This window comes from Ohtaekwangia sp., assembly GCF_036568665.1.
Lineage (GTDB): Bacteria > Bacteroidota > Bacteroidia > Cytophagales > Cyclobacteriaceae > Ohtaekwangia.
On the sequence record NZ_DATCSD010000042.1, the window covers coordinates 1 to 15523 of the forward strand.

General features: G+C 45.0%; 10 protein-coding genes and 1 pseudogene. All 11 read right to left on the reverse strand.

Features of this window, described 5'->3' with window-relative positions; all coding sequences use genetic code 11:
- Nucleotides 1–191 (reverse strand): annotated as a pseudogene (locus VIN08_RS02035) (arabinan endo-1,5-alpha-L-arabinosidase); the annotation flags it as partial.
- A gap of 23 nt (nucleotides 192–214) precedes the next feature.
- The gene (locus VIN08_RS02040) at nucleotides 215–592 is read right to left on the reverse strand and encodes a hypothetical protein (RefSeq protein WP_331959447.1); all 378 of its coding nucleotides are present in this window, start codon (nucleotides 590–592) and stop codon (nucleotides 215–217) included.
- Between the two features lie 106 nt (nucleotides 593–698).
- Complete coding sequence (locus tag VIN08_RS02045) at nucleotides 699–2321, reverse strand: S41 family peptidase (RefSeq protein WP_331959450.1); 1623 nt, start codon at nucleotides 2319–2321, stop codon at nucleotides 699–701.
- 88 nt (nucleotides 2322–2409) lie between these two features.
- Nucleotides 2410–3663: an Hsp70 family protein gene (locus tag VIN08_RS02050; RefSeq protein WP_331959453.1), complete on the reverse strand. Its 1254-nt coding sequence runs from the start codon at nucleotides 3661–3663 to the stop codon at nucleotides 2410–2412.
- A gap of 81 nt (nucleotides 3664–3744) precedes the next feature.
- Complete coding sequence (locus VIN08_RS02055) at nucleotides 3745–4980, reverse strand: DUF2264 domain-containing protein (protein ID WP_331959456.1); 1236 nt, start codon at nucleotides 4978–4980, stop codon at nucleotides 3745–3747.
- 24 nt (nucleotides 4981–5004) lie between these two features.
- Nucleotides 5005–6087 (reverse strand): glycoside hydrolase family 88 protein, encoded by a 1083-nt coding sequence (locus VIN08_RS02060; RefSeq protein ID WP_331959458.1) that lies wholly within the window; start codon nucleotides 6085–6087, stop codon nucleotides 5005–5007.
- A gap of 989 nt (nucleotides 6088–7076) precedes the next feature.
- Nucleotides 7077–9701 carry an MGH1-like glycoside hydrolase domain-containing protein gene (locus VIN08_RS02065; RefSeq protein WP_331959461.1) on the reverse strand — a complete coding sequence of 875 codons (2625 nt, stop codon included), beginning with the start codon at nucleotides 9699–9701 and terminating at the stop codon, nucleotides 7077–7079.
- Between the two features lie 81 nt (nucleotides 9702–9782).
- On the reverse strand, nucleotides 9783–10595 hold the full coding sequence (locus tag VIN08_RS02070) for an SDR family oxidoreductase (RefSeq protein ID WP_331959464.1): 813 nt from the start codon (nucleotides 10593–10595) through the stop codon (nucleotides 9783–9785).
- A 208-nt stretch (nucleotides 10596–10803) separates the two neighbouring features.
- On the reverse strand, nucleotides 10804–13839 hold the full coding sequence (locus VIN08_RS02075; RefSeq protein WP_331959467.1) for an efflux RND transporter permease subunit: 3036 nt from the start codon (nucleotides 13837–13839) through the stop codon (nucleotides 10804–10806).
- A gap of 5 nt (nucleotides 13840–13844) precedes the next feature.
- The gene (locus VIN08_RS02080) at nucleotides 13845–14912 is read right to left on the reverse strand and encodes an efflux RND transporter periplasmic adaptor subunit (protein ID WP_331959470.1); all 1068 of its coding nucleotides are present in this window, start codon (nucleotides 14910–14912) and stop codon (nucleotides 13845–13847) included.
- Between the two features lie 31 nt (nucleotides 14913–14943).
- On the reverse strand, nucleotides 14944–15523 hold a 580-nt coding region (locus VIN08_RS02085), incomplete at its 5' end, for a TolC family protein (RefSeq protein WP_331959473.1).

Sequence of the window (15523 nt, forward strand, 5' to 3'; positions counted from 1 at the left end):
TCATAACGATCGGAATAGGTTGGGTATATCCAATACTCTTTACCAAAGATCACCGCTTCCGGGTCGGCATACCACCCCGGGAAAACAGGATTACCGGAAGTCTTCTTCTTATTATCAGTTGTTGATTGTGCGCGAATCGATAATACTGCCAGAAATATACCGGCATATACAAGCGTGGCTTTTTTTATCATGAAGTCAGAATATATAGCGTTGTTCAAAATTCTTCAACAGATCGCTCCGGCTGATTTTCTCCCTGCAACACTGCCATACCTCTCTTCAGATCAAGCGAAAAAGTACACCACATCGTTTCTGCAGTATCGGCTGTGATGTCATCGCATGCAAAGAAAAAAGAAACATGGTAGCGCACAAGAAATACTCCATCAGAGGAAGTATTAAAGTGCAGACTGCTCTCCTCTACCTGCAAGCGCTCTACTTTTCCTTTGCGTGCATACCAATATCCTTCTACCATTTTTTGCACGGAAGTCAGATGTGCATACAGAAATGCCCGCAACTCCTGCGTTCGTGCAGCATCCTGACTTGTTACAGCAGCCGACAGCTCATCGGTCAGCTTCAGTTGTACATGCTCCTGCATGGTTCGTGATAACTTTTCGGTGGAGCACAAAGTTACGGACAACCCTTACCAAATAAAAATGGGATACCTGTTCAGCATCCCATCCCTATATATCACGAAGGAATATTTAATTCGACATCACCTTTCGAAAATCAAGACCATCGGCTACGAGGCTAAAGCTGCGCGGCTTGCGTTCGATCGATGTACCCAGTATAGTCTTTCGTTCATGTTGCTCCTGCCGGCCAATCGTAGAGGTACCGGTAATTTGCCCGATCGCTTCACTCAGCAACGTTTCGCGCACATCGCCCAGCGGATATAGCAGCATACTGTTATCACCATCATATAAATCAGGAACAAAACCATTGGCATAGTCTGATTGCCCGAGTGCATTATATACTTTCAAAACAATGGGCTGCATGCCCCAGGTGTTTTTGGCATCATTCTCCTCATAAAGCGATATAGAGCCTACATTTTTACCATACGTTGTATCACCAATGATATATACCTGCATATAGGGTTTCAGCGCATTGATCACCAGTTCACTGGCTGAAGCCGTGCGACCGCTGGTGAGTACATATACTTTGCTGCCCTGCAGTATAGACCCTACGTTGGATGTCTTGGACGTAAAGTGTGCGGTGAGATACGATTCTCCCAATGTAGGATCGTTGATGATCTCAGTCTGTACGGAATCATTATACTCACGTTTCAGAAATACACTGCTGCTGGTAACCCCTGTACCGATAAGACTGGCGAGATTGTTGGCCGATGTTTCTGAACCACCGCTGTTATAGCGCAGGTCGAGCACAAGGTCTGTTATACCCTTCGCTTTGAAATCAGCAAACACAGATTCCATCTCATCATCGTACGTTGTACTCTGGGAATCGGCACCGGTAGCAAAAAAATTATAAACATAATACCCGATGGTATGATTGCCGGAGGTAATAGTACTGTGCAGAAAGTTCGGATCTTCCTGGTATTCTACCACCGAGAGCGATAGTGTCTTCTCACTATCAAACTGTTCCTTATCTAAATTCAGCGGACGATAGTGAATAGTATAATCGGAAGTAGTTGCTGCGAGTAGAGACTGATAGTTGGAGATCGTCATCTGTGTATCGTTGATGTAGGTAATTACATCACCACGTTTCAGCCCGGCAGTTGCTGCCGGTGATGAAGGTTTTACATACACGATCTGCGCGATAACGTGATCATTGGAAGAACTCTCGCGGTATAGTACATATTCATAACCCGCTTCTTTACTTACGCCTTGCAGCGAGTTAAGAAGGTCCTGGTAATTTTCCTGTATCCATGAGAAGCGATCGGCAGAGTATAGCAGTGAACTGAAAAAATCTTCGGGTCCCAGCGTAAGATCCGGTGAAGATGGAATTTTATCATTCCAGTAATACCAGAACTTCATGTTCTCCAATATCCAGTTATCTACGTACGAGTTATCAGTGCTGGTAGTTGTCGATGGAGTTACTTCATCTTCATCCTTACACGTAGCCAGCAGCACTATCATCATCAACCCCAGCATCCAGCGGGTGGATGGAAAATGAAATACACGCATATACTTTCGGATAATATTTCTTAATTGTAAAGTAACGCTAATCGAGGCAGATTGATTGCCTACAGGTAATAGTTTTTGTCTCGGGAATATACAGGATGGTCGTGAAAACAGTTGCGAGCCTTTTGTTTCCTGCAGATCACGATAGCTATCGGGATTTACGCAGAGGAATGCAAAAATTATTTCCACAGATTTCACAGATGAATGCAGATATAGGGGCACACTATGTTCCCTTGCTCGCACATCTGAAAGCTGGCAGCCTGAAGCTTGCAGCTATTCAAAATTTCTTCTTACTATCATACGCCAACCCCAGGCCTACACTCGAGAGCTTGTTCTCTCCGGCTATCGCGGCATTGGGGAATAGTTTTTTGAACTCGGCTTGTATGAGCGGTACTTCGGTGGACCCTCCGGTGAGAATTACGAGGTTTATATCTTCACGGGTTACTTGTGCCTGTTGCAAACAGTGTGTAACAGACTGCAGGATCTTCTGTACATCTTCGCGAATAGAGGCTTCGAACTGCGCGCGTCCTATAGGTATCGATAAACCTTCTTCTAAAAATCCGAAAGGTGTATGGTATATATCCTGCGAGGTAAGTGCGATCTTGGTTTCTTCTGCCGCTGCCAGTATAGCATGGCCCCGCTCCTGCTCCAATACCTGCAAGAGCCGGTTGAATCGCTTGCGATCGTGCGAGCTGTTCAGCAACTGTCGCATTTGCGTAATGATCTTGGGAGTATATAAGAAATTTACTTTACTCCACTCGGCCAGATCGTGATAAGGCTTTAATGGTACTTCCAGATTTTTTTCACCGTATGTACTTTTATACCCTATCTCCGGCATGATGGCCGCGAGGCTCAATTCTTTATCAAAATCATTTCCGCCAATGCGAACACCGGTGTTGGCCAGTATATCGGATGTGCGATCGGCTTTATTGATGGCGTGGTTGGAGAGGCGAATCACCGTAAAGTCAGATGTACCGCCTCCGAGGTCGGCAACAATCGCGAGCTTCTCACCGGTAAGTTTTACTTCGTGCGCAAAGGCGGCTGCTATCGGTTCGAACTGGAAAGATATATTCTTAAAGCCTACACTCTGTGCTATACTTTTCAATTCCTGTTCTGCGCGCGTGTCAGCATCAGGATCATTATCCACAAAGTGAACCGGGCGGCCCATCACGACATTGTATATCTCGGTGCCGCTATAGTGATCGGCTTTTGTTTTGAGGTTGCGCAGAAAAGAGGCAATGATGTGCTCGAACTTCATCAACTTGCCATTGACGATTGTTCCCTGTTTCATCAGCGATGTGCCGAGTACGCGCTTGAGACTGCGCATGAAGCGGCCGGCCTCGCGTTCAAAAAACAAACTCACCGCTTCGCGCCCGTAGTGCGACTTGTTGGTGGCCTGATCAAAAAAGATAGCGCTGGGTATCGTCACGTGTGTTCCCTCTACCGGAACAAGGTTAACGGTATCGCGATCGGTAATCGCTACACTTGAATTGGAAGTACCGAAATCTATTCCACAGGAAATCTCTCCCATCGCTGCGCTTTTTTTAAGGGGCGCAAGTTGTGTCAAGTATCCGGTTCTTCAAAATCAAACTGCGCGAATAATTATGGCATGTCAGATTGCCTTATCAATTGGAAAGTTTTGACCGCTATAGGCGCGTTTGCTGGTCCAATCTACGGCAGTGCCTGACCAAAATTCGTCAGACTCCGGTAATCCAAGTGGAAGAAATGCTGCGCTGCATAGGTACAGGCTGCCGGTGGAAATATAGTGTTCACCCACTTCAGGCTGATGTCCGGCAAAGCCGATGGTAAGCCAGCCGGCTTTATCAAATGTACCGGGCGCTTCCATGCTGCGTTTCATCACCGCGGTTAAAGCAGCACGCACTTGTGCAGGTGGCAACGCAGCCGGTAATATTTTTTGCAAAGCAACTTGTGCCAGCAACTGAAAGGCTCCACAGCGATATGCCAACGACCGGCCTACCGGGGGAAATGTACCTTCCGGTGAGATCAACCGTTCCTGTATAGCAGCATAACGAACAGCACGTTTCTCTACCACAGGAAGTATATCTTTCATCGCTCCCTTCTCCTGGTATATAGTGCGCACGATGTCGAGCATCATCGGTTGAATAACATAACTGTTATAGTAGTCGTAATGAAAATCAGGGCCATCGCCATATATCCCATCTCCTTTATACCAGGCTTCGTGTTGCTTCAACGCATAGTCTATGCGAACTGCATCGTAGTGTCCGGTAAATTTCAGCAACGCTGCTTCGATCATGGCAGTAAACAGGAGCCAGTTGCTATAGTAAGGGGTAATAACGCGTGTTGATTCCAACGCAGTAACCAAATGCTTTTGTGTTGTTGCATCCAGGTTGCGCCATAGCTGTCGTGGTGCGCGTATCAACGCATGCGCAAGAAATGCAGCATCGACCAATGGCTGTGCTCCCTCCGTAAAATTCATATAGTCGGGTGACGAAGGCGTTACTGCATTTCGTATAGACGATACTGCGAGGTCTATAAATTTCTTCCGCTCTTTTCCCTCGGCAGTTGTATCTTCTCCGAGTTCGAGCCACGGTGCTATACCGGTAAGACTTCGACCAAGCGCTTCGAGATGTGATACCTGTTGCCGGCTTTGTGCACCGGCCGATGTTTCTACCGGCATGGTTGCTTTCAACTTCTGTTGACTCAATGCCGTTAACACCGGTGATACAATCTTTGAAATGGTTTTTATCCAATAGTCGCGATCGTTCGGTATAGCGGGTGTCCGTTGTGATACAACGGACCGGGTATACGGTGCAGCACCGGCTATACCGAACAAGGAAAGTCCTTTGATGAAATTTCTTCTGATCATCACCTGCGATCTATTTTCTGAAATTTACTTCAGCTTGCACAATTCACTGCCGGCCAGCAGGAATGCTCCTGATCCATACTCCTGGTAATTATCGATCGTTACTTTATCAGGCGCAGCTCCTATAGGTTGCACCCATTGCAGCCTGCCTTCGGATGTTACATAGTTATTCAAACCTTGCCATGCTTTTTTCACTACCGGTAAATACTCTTTCTTATCCAATATACCGTTGTTGATTCCCCAGGTAATAGCATAGCAGAAGAATGATGAACCACTTGTTTCAGGATGCGGCACTTCGGCAGGGTCCAGCAAGCTTGGTCTCCACAAGCCATCTTCCTGTTGTATCTTTTTTACAGACGCAGCCATCTCTTTTAACAACGCAACGTACTGGCTGTACTTCGGATTGTCTTTCGGCAGATATTGCAATACACGAACGGTTCCGGCCATAACCCAACCGTTGCCGCGTGCCCAGAAAGTTTTTTTACCGCTGGGAGTTTTCTTATCGAAGTAGCTCTTGTCGCGATAGAACAGGTGCTCTTCTTTGTCGTAAAGAAAATCGTATGTATCCCAGAACATCGTGTTCAGAAAATCGATATAGCGTTGATCGCCAGTGGCAGCAGCCAATCGCGCCAATACAGGAGGTGCCATAAAGAGTGCATCGCACCACCACCAGTCTTCTCGGCCGGGGTTGGGTGTAGCAATGAGTGTATCAAATGTATTGCGTATGTCCTCGATCATCTTCGGATCCTTTTTGATAGCATAGATCTCGAGATAGGTTTGGCCCTTCGCATGGTCGTCTGCATGACGCAGGCGCCTGGCTAGTTTCCAGTCGAAAGACTCCGACCATTTTATAGCAGCATCCAGATATTTTTGATCCTGTGTTGTTTGATAAGTGGCCATTACACCGGTATAAAAAGCTGCCCGCGCCCAGTCGTTTTCATTCTTCTCGTTAATCGTTACCGGGTTGCTCAGTTGCCAGTCGCACACGTGACGCATCTGATTCACGATGAATGTTTTACTATAGAGATCAGGTTTCTTCTGGCTGAAAGCTGGTGTAATAATCAGCAGTGCCAGTATCAGGTTGCACAAGGCAAGCATTCTATTTTTCATGAAGCAGGTTGGGTTACGCGATATACTTTAAATGTGCCGGCATTAACCAGCGGCTTAATCTACTAAAAAGTTATAATTATTATCTCTGCCTCTGTGACGAATGGCAGCATAGGCTACCCTGAATTGCTTCGAATAGATTTTCTATTAGCAATGAGGCAGGAGCAATGGGCGTAAAGTTGAAAGTATAAATGCAGCCGCAGTTAATGAATATCGAACAAAGGAATATCGATTAATGAATGTTGAAGTAAAAGACACTCTTTATACAGTTAACGTGTAACGAATAACTGTTAATAGAAACTGAATGTCGAACAAGGAACACTGATTAACGAATGTCGAACTAAAAGGCACTCTTTATACAGTTAACGTTTAACGAATAACGGATAATTTTTACTTTCAGCTTTACACTTTACGCATCATGCTCCACAAGTATATATATTCATCTATAACTATAGCATCAACACGTTGGCACGAATTTTTACAAGCGTGTCTAAACATAGCTTGTATCCTTTTTTCTACAGTAAACTTCAAGTGGTTAAACATCATTCAAGAATTATATACCACGGAAGGGGTACGCGAAAATTAAATTCATGAAAATAGTTAGCAAGCAGTGTATTGCTATATATATTTTTTTATATTCGAGCCATCTATTGCCTACAGGTAGGCAGGTTAGGATTAAAAGCCGATAACTCCAGACGGGATGTTATCGGTTTTTTCATTTATAGTGTATGGTAATTTACTTCTGCGTGTAGCCTGTAAGTTGTAACAAATAAAATAGAAAGCTAAAAGCGGAAAGTATAATGCACTACTCTTGCTTTAAGCTTTACACTTTGTGCTTTGAGCTTGTATTGAATATCAAACAAGGAACATCGATTAACGAATATCGAAGTAGAAAGAGTAGAAACAGAAAGTTTAAAGTAGGAAGGCAGAAAGTATAAATACACACTCTTAACTTTGCGCTTTACACTTTCTGCGGGAAACCAACGGATCAACTAGGGATTGCGTGGCTGAATAAGCTTGGCAACCAAACCTGTCCAACCGGTTTGATGCGTAGCTCCCACTCCTCTCCCATTGTCGCCATGGAAGTATTCGTAAAAGAATATATAGTTGTTAAACTCAGGTGTGTTCTGCACCGGAGGATGATGACGGAATACCGGTCGCTTACCTTCACTGTCTTTGGTAAATATTTTTATTAAACGTTCTGAAAGATCATCGGCTATCTCCATCAGCGTTCGCATTTGTCCGGAGCCGGTAGGATGTTCTATTTTAAAATCTTCTCCGTAGTATTGATAGAAGCGTTGCAATGATTCGATCAACAAATAATTTACCGGGAACCATATAGGGCCACGCCAGTTGGAGTTACCGCCAAACATACCCGAATCACTTTCGCCCGGAGTATATTTCACGGTAAATTCACTTCCATTGGTCTGAAAGCGGAACGGCACTTCTTCATATACTTTGGACAATGCACGCACACCATACGGTGACAGAAATTCTGTTTCATCAAGCATGCGTTTCAGTATACGTTTCATACGATGCCCGCGCAGTAACGAGAGCAAGTGTCGTTGCTTTCTTCCTTTGTCTACCCAGCGAGAAATGAGGTTGGCAAGATCAGGCCTATATTTCAGGAACCATTCCAGTCGCTCGGTAAATTCCGGATTTGATTCGAATACTTCTTCATCCAATATTTCTACTGCGAAGAGTGGAATCAATCCTACCATCGAACGAACTTTCATGCGAATACTTCGATTGTCAGAAGTCTGCAATACATCGTAGAAAAATTCGTCTTCCTCATCCCACAGATTAATACCTTCGTTACCAATGTTGGTCATGGCACCTGCTATATATAGGAAGTGCTCAAAGAATTTAGTCGAGAGGCTTTGATACGTTGGGTTTTCTTTGGCAAGCTCCAATGACAGACGCAGCATGTTCAAGGTAAACATGGCCATCCAGCTTGTACCGTCCGACTGTTCTATAAATTCTCCCGGTGCCAGCGGTGCACTGCGATCAAACACACCAATATTATCCATCCCGAGGAATCCTCCCTGGAAAATGTTATTGCCACCGTGATCTTTTTTGTTTACCCACCACGTAAAATTCAATAGCAGTTTATGAAATACTTCTTCGAGAAATTTACGATCTCCTTTACCTCCACGCTGCTTCTCATCAATCTTATATACTCGATAGGTTGCCCAGGCATGTACTGGTGGATTAACATCACTGAACGACCACTCATACGCTGGCAGTTGTCCGTTCGGATGCATATACCACTCCTTCGTGAGTAAGAGCAATTGATGTTTGGCAAACTCGGCATCGACCAATGCAAAAGGTATAGTATGGAAGGCGAGATCCCACGCGGCATACCACGGATACTCCCACTTATCCGGCATCGAAATTATATCGCCATTGTTCAGGTGAGGCCACTCGTGGTTTCTTCCTTTCTTGCGTTGTGCCGGTGGTGGTGGTTGACCGGGGTCGCCATTCAACCACTTGGTTACATCGTAGTAATAAAATTGTTTACTCCATAGCATACCGGCAAATGCCTGGCGCTGTATATTTTTTCGGTCTTCGTCCTGGATGTTATGTTGTATCTCGGCATAGAACTCATTCGCTTCAGCAATGCGTTTGTTCATGATCGCCTGGAAATCACCAAACGGTTTTGTTTTGAACTCCCGCACCAGTCGCAACTGTATCACTACTGTTTTTCCGGAGTCGATCGTAGCATTATAGTTCAATGCAGCTTTTGTTCCGCGCGGAAAGCGATTGATCGCTTCTTTCTTTCCATTGATCAGATGTTCGTGAATACCATCTTTAAAGGTGCCCGAAGAAGGAAAATTATAGAGACGCGCGGTGTTGGTTTCGTTCTCGCAAAATAGTGTTGTACATTTTTCTTCTGCAAAAAGATAGAAGCGCCCCAGTTCAGGATGATTGATCTGGATGATACCGGTATCATCGAGGTACATTTCAGGCTTACGTGCATTTTTATTCCAGCTCCATGTATTGCGAAACCATAGCTGCGGCAGTATGTGCAGGAAAGCCTGCTCCGGCCCCATGTTGCGCACAGTGATGCGGATGAGTATATCTTCCGTATCGGCTTTGGCGTACTCTATAAATACATCAAAGTATTTATGTTCATCAAATATACCGGTGTCCATCAACTCGAACTCCGGGTCATTACGCGTTCGCTTTGCATTTTCATCGCGTAACTGCTGATAGGGAAATGCTGCCTGCGGATATTTATAGAGCATCTTCATGTACGAGTGTGTTGGCGTACTGTCGAGATAGTAGTAATGCTCTTTACAATCTTCTGCGTGGTTGCCTTCTTTGCTGGTAAGACCAAAGAGGCGCTCTTTCAACATAGAATCTTTCTTGTTCCAAAGCGCCAGCGAAAAGCACAGCAACTGTTCATCATCGCTGATCCCTCCTATACCTTCTTCTCCCCAGCGATATGCTTTGCTTCGCGCATCTTCGTGCGAGATGCATCCCCATGCATCTCCATTCGCGGTATAGTCTTCACGCACCGTGGCCCATTGGCGCTCTGTAAGATAAGGACCAAATTTCTTCCAGCTCTTTGTTTTGTCCTGGTCTTCCTGCAATCGTACTTTCTCCGAACTCATACAAATAAAAAATTTTAATATTCAACGGACGGGGTATCCGCAAAAGTGTAATTCAATTGATGAAAGGTATATATAAAAAAATCAACCGTTGTCTTCAAAGCCGGGATATAGCAGCATACCTCCGTCTACAAACAAGGTAATGCCGTTCACATACTCGGCATCATCGGAAGCCAGCCATACCGCTGCCTTCCCTATATCTTCTGCTTCGCCAATACGTTTGGCCGGTATAAGTTTCAATAATTGTTCATACGCCTGCGGTGTTTGCCATGCCGCATAATTGATAGGTGTGCGTATCGCTCCGGGGCCAATACTGTTCACACGGATCTTGAGCGGTGCATACTCCTGTGCTATAGTCTTCATCAGCATCATTACACCACCTTTCGATGCTGCATAGTTGGCATGACCTGCCCAGGGTATAACTTCGTGGACGGAACTCATGCAGATAATTTTACCAGCCGATGCAGAACGCTCAGGCACAATACCTCTGCGGATAAATTCCTGGACGGCCTCGCGCGCACAGAGAAACTGCCCTGTAAGGTTGATGCCGATAACATGATTCCATTGCTCAAGCGACATCTCGTGAAATTTAGCATCGCGTTGCAACCCGGCATTATTAACGAGTATATCTACGGTGCCATAGCGACTGATGGTTTCCCGAAACATCTGCTTTACGTCTGCTTCCTGACTTACGTCTGCCTTGTAAATAAAGCCTTCGCCTCCCTCCTGTTTTATTGATTCTAAAACTTCTTCTGCTTTATCGGGACTGCTGGAATAATTTACAACAACGCTGGCTCCATCGGCTGCCAATGCTTTGGCTACACCGGCTCCTATACCAGAGCTTGCTCCTGTAACAATGGCCACCTGTCCCTGAAGTTTTTTGCTCTTTGCTGTCATGTCTATTTTTATTTTGTAATGATTTACAACTATTCCTGCTTTTCTGCAAGGGAGGTGGCAGGGCTCTGTTAATCATTAATCGTTAATTAAAAATCTGTGGCCGCAGAACTTATAACGGTTAACGATTAACGGATAACGGTTCAAAAAAAAACAGGCAAGATACCTTTCGATACCTCGCCTGCAACCCCTGAAAACTATATATCTTAAATCAGATACTGGGTGGGATGAGTTTATATACCACAGGTGTTACAATGCGGGAGAGCAGTGTAGAACTGATCAATCCTCCAATGAGCACGATGGCCAACGGTGCTATCAACGGATTAGTAGAAAGTGCTATCGGCAACAAACCTCCAATGGCTGTAAGTGATGTGAGCACGATTGGCAGGAAGCGTACTTCACCGGCTTCGCGTATAGCCTCCTCTACCGACTTGCCTTGCTGACGAAGCTGATTGGTAAAATCAACCAGCAAAATAGAATTCTTTACTTCTACACCGGCCAGCGCGATCAACCCGATGATCGCTACGAACGACAGTGGATTACCGGTGATAAGCAGTGCCAATAATGCACCTACTATACCGAGTGGAATTACACTCAACACGATGAGCATACTCTTGAATGTTTTGAACATGAGAATGAGTACGGCTACGAACATGAACACGGTTACAATGATTACAGTGCCGAGTCCGCCAAACGATTCGTTGCTGGCTTCTACATCGCCTCCCATCATATAGCTATAGCCCTGCGGAAGTTTCATGGCTTCCATTTTGGTAACTATATCTTTGATCACGACATCGCTCAGGTATCCTTTCTTTACGAAAGATGATATCGACACCATTCTGATCTTGTTATAGTGATTGATGCTGAGCGGGGATGATTCCAGTTTCAGTGAGGCGATCTGATCCAATGGCACGGAAGCTCCCTGACGGGTGTTCACAAAAAGATTATCCAATGAAGCAAGTGTAGCTCTCTCCTGCTTGGGTGTGGTGAGGTATATATCATAGTCTTCACCTTCCACATCCGAGAAATTACCTACGTTGAGTCCCGCTACAGCCAGGCGAATGGTGCGATCTATATCTACAGTGTTTATACCAGTCATACGCGCTTTATCCTGGTTGATCACCACACGCATATCGCTTTTCAAATTGCTTACCGGGTTGTTCACGTAGAGTGTACCTTCGGTATGCTGCATCATGGTTTCTATACGGCTTGCCAGTGCACGCAAAGTATCGAGGTTATCACCCAACAACCGTACCTCTACCGGTGCCACTACCGGAGGACCTTGTTCAAAATTCTTGACTTCAATTTTGGCACCTGCATATTGCTGAAACTCTTCGCGCAGTTTGTTGATGATCTCCAGTTTTTTATCAGGCGAGGTGTGCTCATCGAGCTGTACAAAAGTCTGTGCAAAGTCTGTGCGCTCATTCTCCTGTGTTACGTTATAGTATACTCTCGGATTTCCTTTACCCACGTTGGATGCATAGTATTGTACTTCCGGTATTTTGCTCACTACTTTTTCTACATAGTGCGAAACAGAATCGGTGTGTTCCAAATTCGTTTGTAAAGGTGTAATGGTGTTGATAACAAATTGTGGTTTCTCTGAAGCCGGGAACAGTGCAAAACCAATTACCGGGAACAACTGCATGGAACCAAAGAAGATCAAGCCCGCCACAATCGTTGTTACGATCGGATACTTCAAGGCTTTATCCAATAAACGTGCATAGCTGCTATGAATCATCTTCTGCAACACGCGCAGAAATATGTTGCCTTCGCCATGCTCATGTGTTTTTAATATTCTGCTGGAGAGGAAAGGAATTACCGTAATCGATACTACCATGGAAGCCAACACTGCCATGATAACGGCCAGTGGTAAACCGCGGATAAAATCACCGGCACCTTCGGGTAAAAATACCAGTGGCATAAAAGCGATAATGAGTGTTACTGTACAGCCTACTACAGCCAAACCAATCTGGCGTGTAGCCTTCAGCGTTGCATCGAGACGTGAATGTCCTTCGCGCATCCAACGCTCTATATTTTCTACTACTACTATACTATCGTCTACCAGCAATCCCAATGCTACCACTAACCCTACAATGCTCAACTGATTCAGACTGATGCCAAACATATTCAACAACACCAGGCCTATTGCCAATGATAGCGGTATAGAAATCATTACCACCGTAGCAGCACGCCAGCCTAAGGGCAGCAGTGTAATAGACACTAACAAAATGGCGATCAGAAAATCTTTCCCTAAACCTGAGAGACGACCATTTACATTATCGGCCTGATCGAAGTGGTGAACCATATCTATATTCGCGGGTAATTTGGCAGCGAAAGATTCCAGCACAGGCTTATATACTTTTTGTGTGTTGGTAATATTGAGTCCCGGCTTTTGAGCCGCTACTACAAATACACAGCGATGTCCATTCAGGCGAGTGATGTGTTTTGTTTCATCAAATGTTGTATAGGCATCCGCTACATCTTTCAGCAGTATGTTCTTATTGTTGGCAGAGTATACAATGGTATTCTGAATTTCTTCCAGCGATTTATAGTTACCACTGGTTTTTATACTGAACGATTTGGAACCGGCCTCCACACTACCTCCGGGTATGTTAGCCATTTCGCTTTGCAAACTTCCGATGATAGCATCCAATGGTATATGCATTTGTGCAATCTTCTCGAGGCGAAGCTCGATGCGCACAATCTGTTCAGGAAGACCCTGTACTTCTACATTCTTGAGCAGTGGTATACGTTCCAGTTCGTCTTGCAGATCTTCAGCATAGTATTTCAGTTTTGTACGCGAAGCATTTTCAGAAATCAATGCCACCTGTATTACGTTTACATCGGATGGTTGAAATTTATTGATCTCGAGACTATAAATGTCGCTCGGTAATTCCGGACGAAGGCTGTTGATCTCGCGCACAAGCTCCTGGTATTTTTCGTCCGGATCACTTTCATATTTATACTCTACACGAAATACTGCCAGACCATCGCTAATGTTGGTGCGAATGCGTTTCATATCTTCCAGCTCGTTGATCTTTTCTTCTATAGGATCAACCACGAGCTCTTCCATATCTTTCGGACTTGTGCCGGGATATACTACGATGATCGCATATTGAGGCGACTCTACTTCAGGGTCTTCGCTGCGGGGCATGGTGAACAGTGTAGTTATACCCAACGCTACCGCCATGAGAAACATCACCAGCGTAAACTGGTAGTTCTTTACTGCATATTCTGAAATCTTCATAACAATTAAGGCTTGATGGTGATAGGAGAATTATCCGAGAGATAAGCGCTTCCGGCAATGATCAGGGCATCGGCATTTTCAAGTCCTTTGCTGATGCGTATAGTCTCACCGTTGAACGATTCGATGATCACCGGCTGTTTGTGCGCGGTCTTCTTGTCGGAAGTTACAAAGACAAACCCTTCATTGTCGTTGGCATCAAGCACCGCTTCATACGGTATACTCCATGATGAAACCGATTTACCGGATTGGATCGTTGCCTGTGCAAACATACCGGTGGCCAGTTTTACGCCTTCAGTTTTCAGTTGCAGCTCTATGGTAAATGTACCGGTCTGTACATCGGATGTTTCTGACTTGCGTATTACAGTTGCCTGAAATGTTTTGTTCGGGAATGCGTCTACCTGTACCGTTGCAGCATCCTGTAAATTTACTGTGCTCCACTGTTTATCGCTCACGCTTACTTTCAATACCCATTTACCTTGTGCGGCACCGTTGGTAGTAAGTATAGGATTGCCGCTGCTTACTACTTGCCCGGCATTTACAAATTTGTGTAGTACATACCCGCTTTCCGGTGCGTGTATCTCGGCAAAACTGCGGTTAAAGGTAGCGGCCTGTAATTGTTCTTTGGCTACAGCTAAAGCTGTTTCGGTATTTTGTAATTGTTCGAGCGTGGCTACGCTGTCTTTATACAGATTGGTAACCCGTTGAAAATCGCGTTGTGTCTTTTCATAGTTATGACGTGCCTGCGATACCTGTGCATTTATCTCGGTGAGATTCAAGGTAGCAAGCAACTGTCCTTTCTTAACGCGATCGCCTTCTTTTACCAATACAGTATTTACTACACCGGTAATTTTGAAAGACAATACAGTTTCATCATCCGTTGTTAATTGTCCGGAAGCTTTAATGGCACTGAGTGCTGAGCTCTTTTCGAGTGATACTACTTTTACAGGTATAGGATCCGTTGCGGGTGGAATGCCTGCTGTCTTTCCTTTGCTGTCGGTACATGCCTGCAACAGAAGCATGAGCGCTGCGAGCACCAGTACTGTTATCGTAAAGTGTTGGGTGAATTTTTTCATACGGTTATGGAGTTATAAATGTTTTGGTTGATTAAAGTGGATAAGAAGCTGTTTCGCGTTCAAGCCTGGCTTCGGCTGTAAGCATCTCGAACAATCGCAGACTTTGCTGCAGTTGAGACGCGGTTAATTGATTGCGTGCATCCAGAAACTCGATCAATGTGTTTACACCTTGCTGGTATCCTTTATCGATCAGGTTGAAATAGCTTTGTGCTGATTTCAATTGCTCCTGCGATGCAGAGTAATTCCGTATAGTCGTATGCAAATCGTTGCGCGCTACTGATACTGACAGTTGAAGTTGTTTGGTGGTATTCTGAAGATTAAATTCTGTTTTCTGTATCTCCAGTTTGCTCTGGCGTATATTCATAGCGTTGCGAAAGCCCTGGAACAACGGCAATGATAATTGCACCCCTACGAGGTAATAGCGTGAGTCATGATTTACTTTCCAGTCGCTCGCCTGTGAGCCCAGGTCGAGAAATGCATTTACTTTCGGCACACGTGTAAGGCGATTCATGCGCAGCGAAGATTGGTTGATAGAGCGTGCTGTCTGCAGCATCTGTAATTCTTCGCGTTGATTCATCGTGCCGGTAGTATCCGGTATAGCACCTGCTTGT

Coding starts and splice junctions, on each gene's coding strand:
- VIN08_RS02075 (WP_331959467.1), bottom strand. CDS start 13,839: ATGAAGATTTCAGAATATGCAGTAAAGAACTACCAGTTTACGCTGGTG.
- VIN08_RS02065 (WP_331959461.1), bottom strand. CDS start 9,701: ATGAGTTCGGAGAAAGTACGATTGCAGGAAGACCAGGACAAAACAAAG.
- VIN08_RS02055 (WP_331959456.1), bottom strand. CDS start 4,980: ATGATCAGAAGAAATTTCATCAAAGGACTTTCCTTGTTCGGTATAGCC.
- VIN08_RS02040 (WP_331959447.1), bottom strand. CDS start 592: ATGCAGGAGCATGTACAACTGAAGCTGACCGATGAGCTGTCGGCTGCT.
- VIN08_RS02080 (WP_331959470.1), bottom strand. CDS start 14,912: ATGAAAAAATTCACCCAACACTTTACGATAACAGTACTGGTGCTCGCA.
- VIN08_RS02070 (WP_331959464.1), bottom strand. CDS start 10,595: ATGACAGCAAAGAGCAAAAAACTTCAGGGACAGGTGGCCATTGTTACA.
- VIN08_RS02050 (WP_331959453.1), bottom strand. CDS start 3,663: ATGGGAGAGATTTCCTGTGGAATAGATTTCGGTACTTCCAATTCAAGT.
- VIN08_RS02060 (WP_331959458.1), bottom strand. CDS start 6,087: ATGAAAAATAGAATGCTTGCCTTGTGCAACCTGATACTGGCACTGCTG.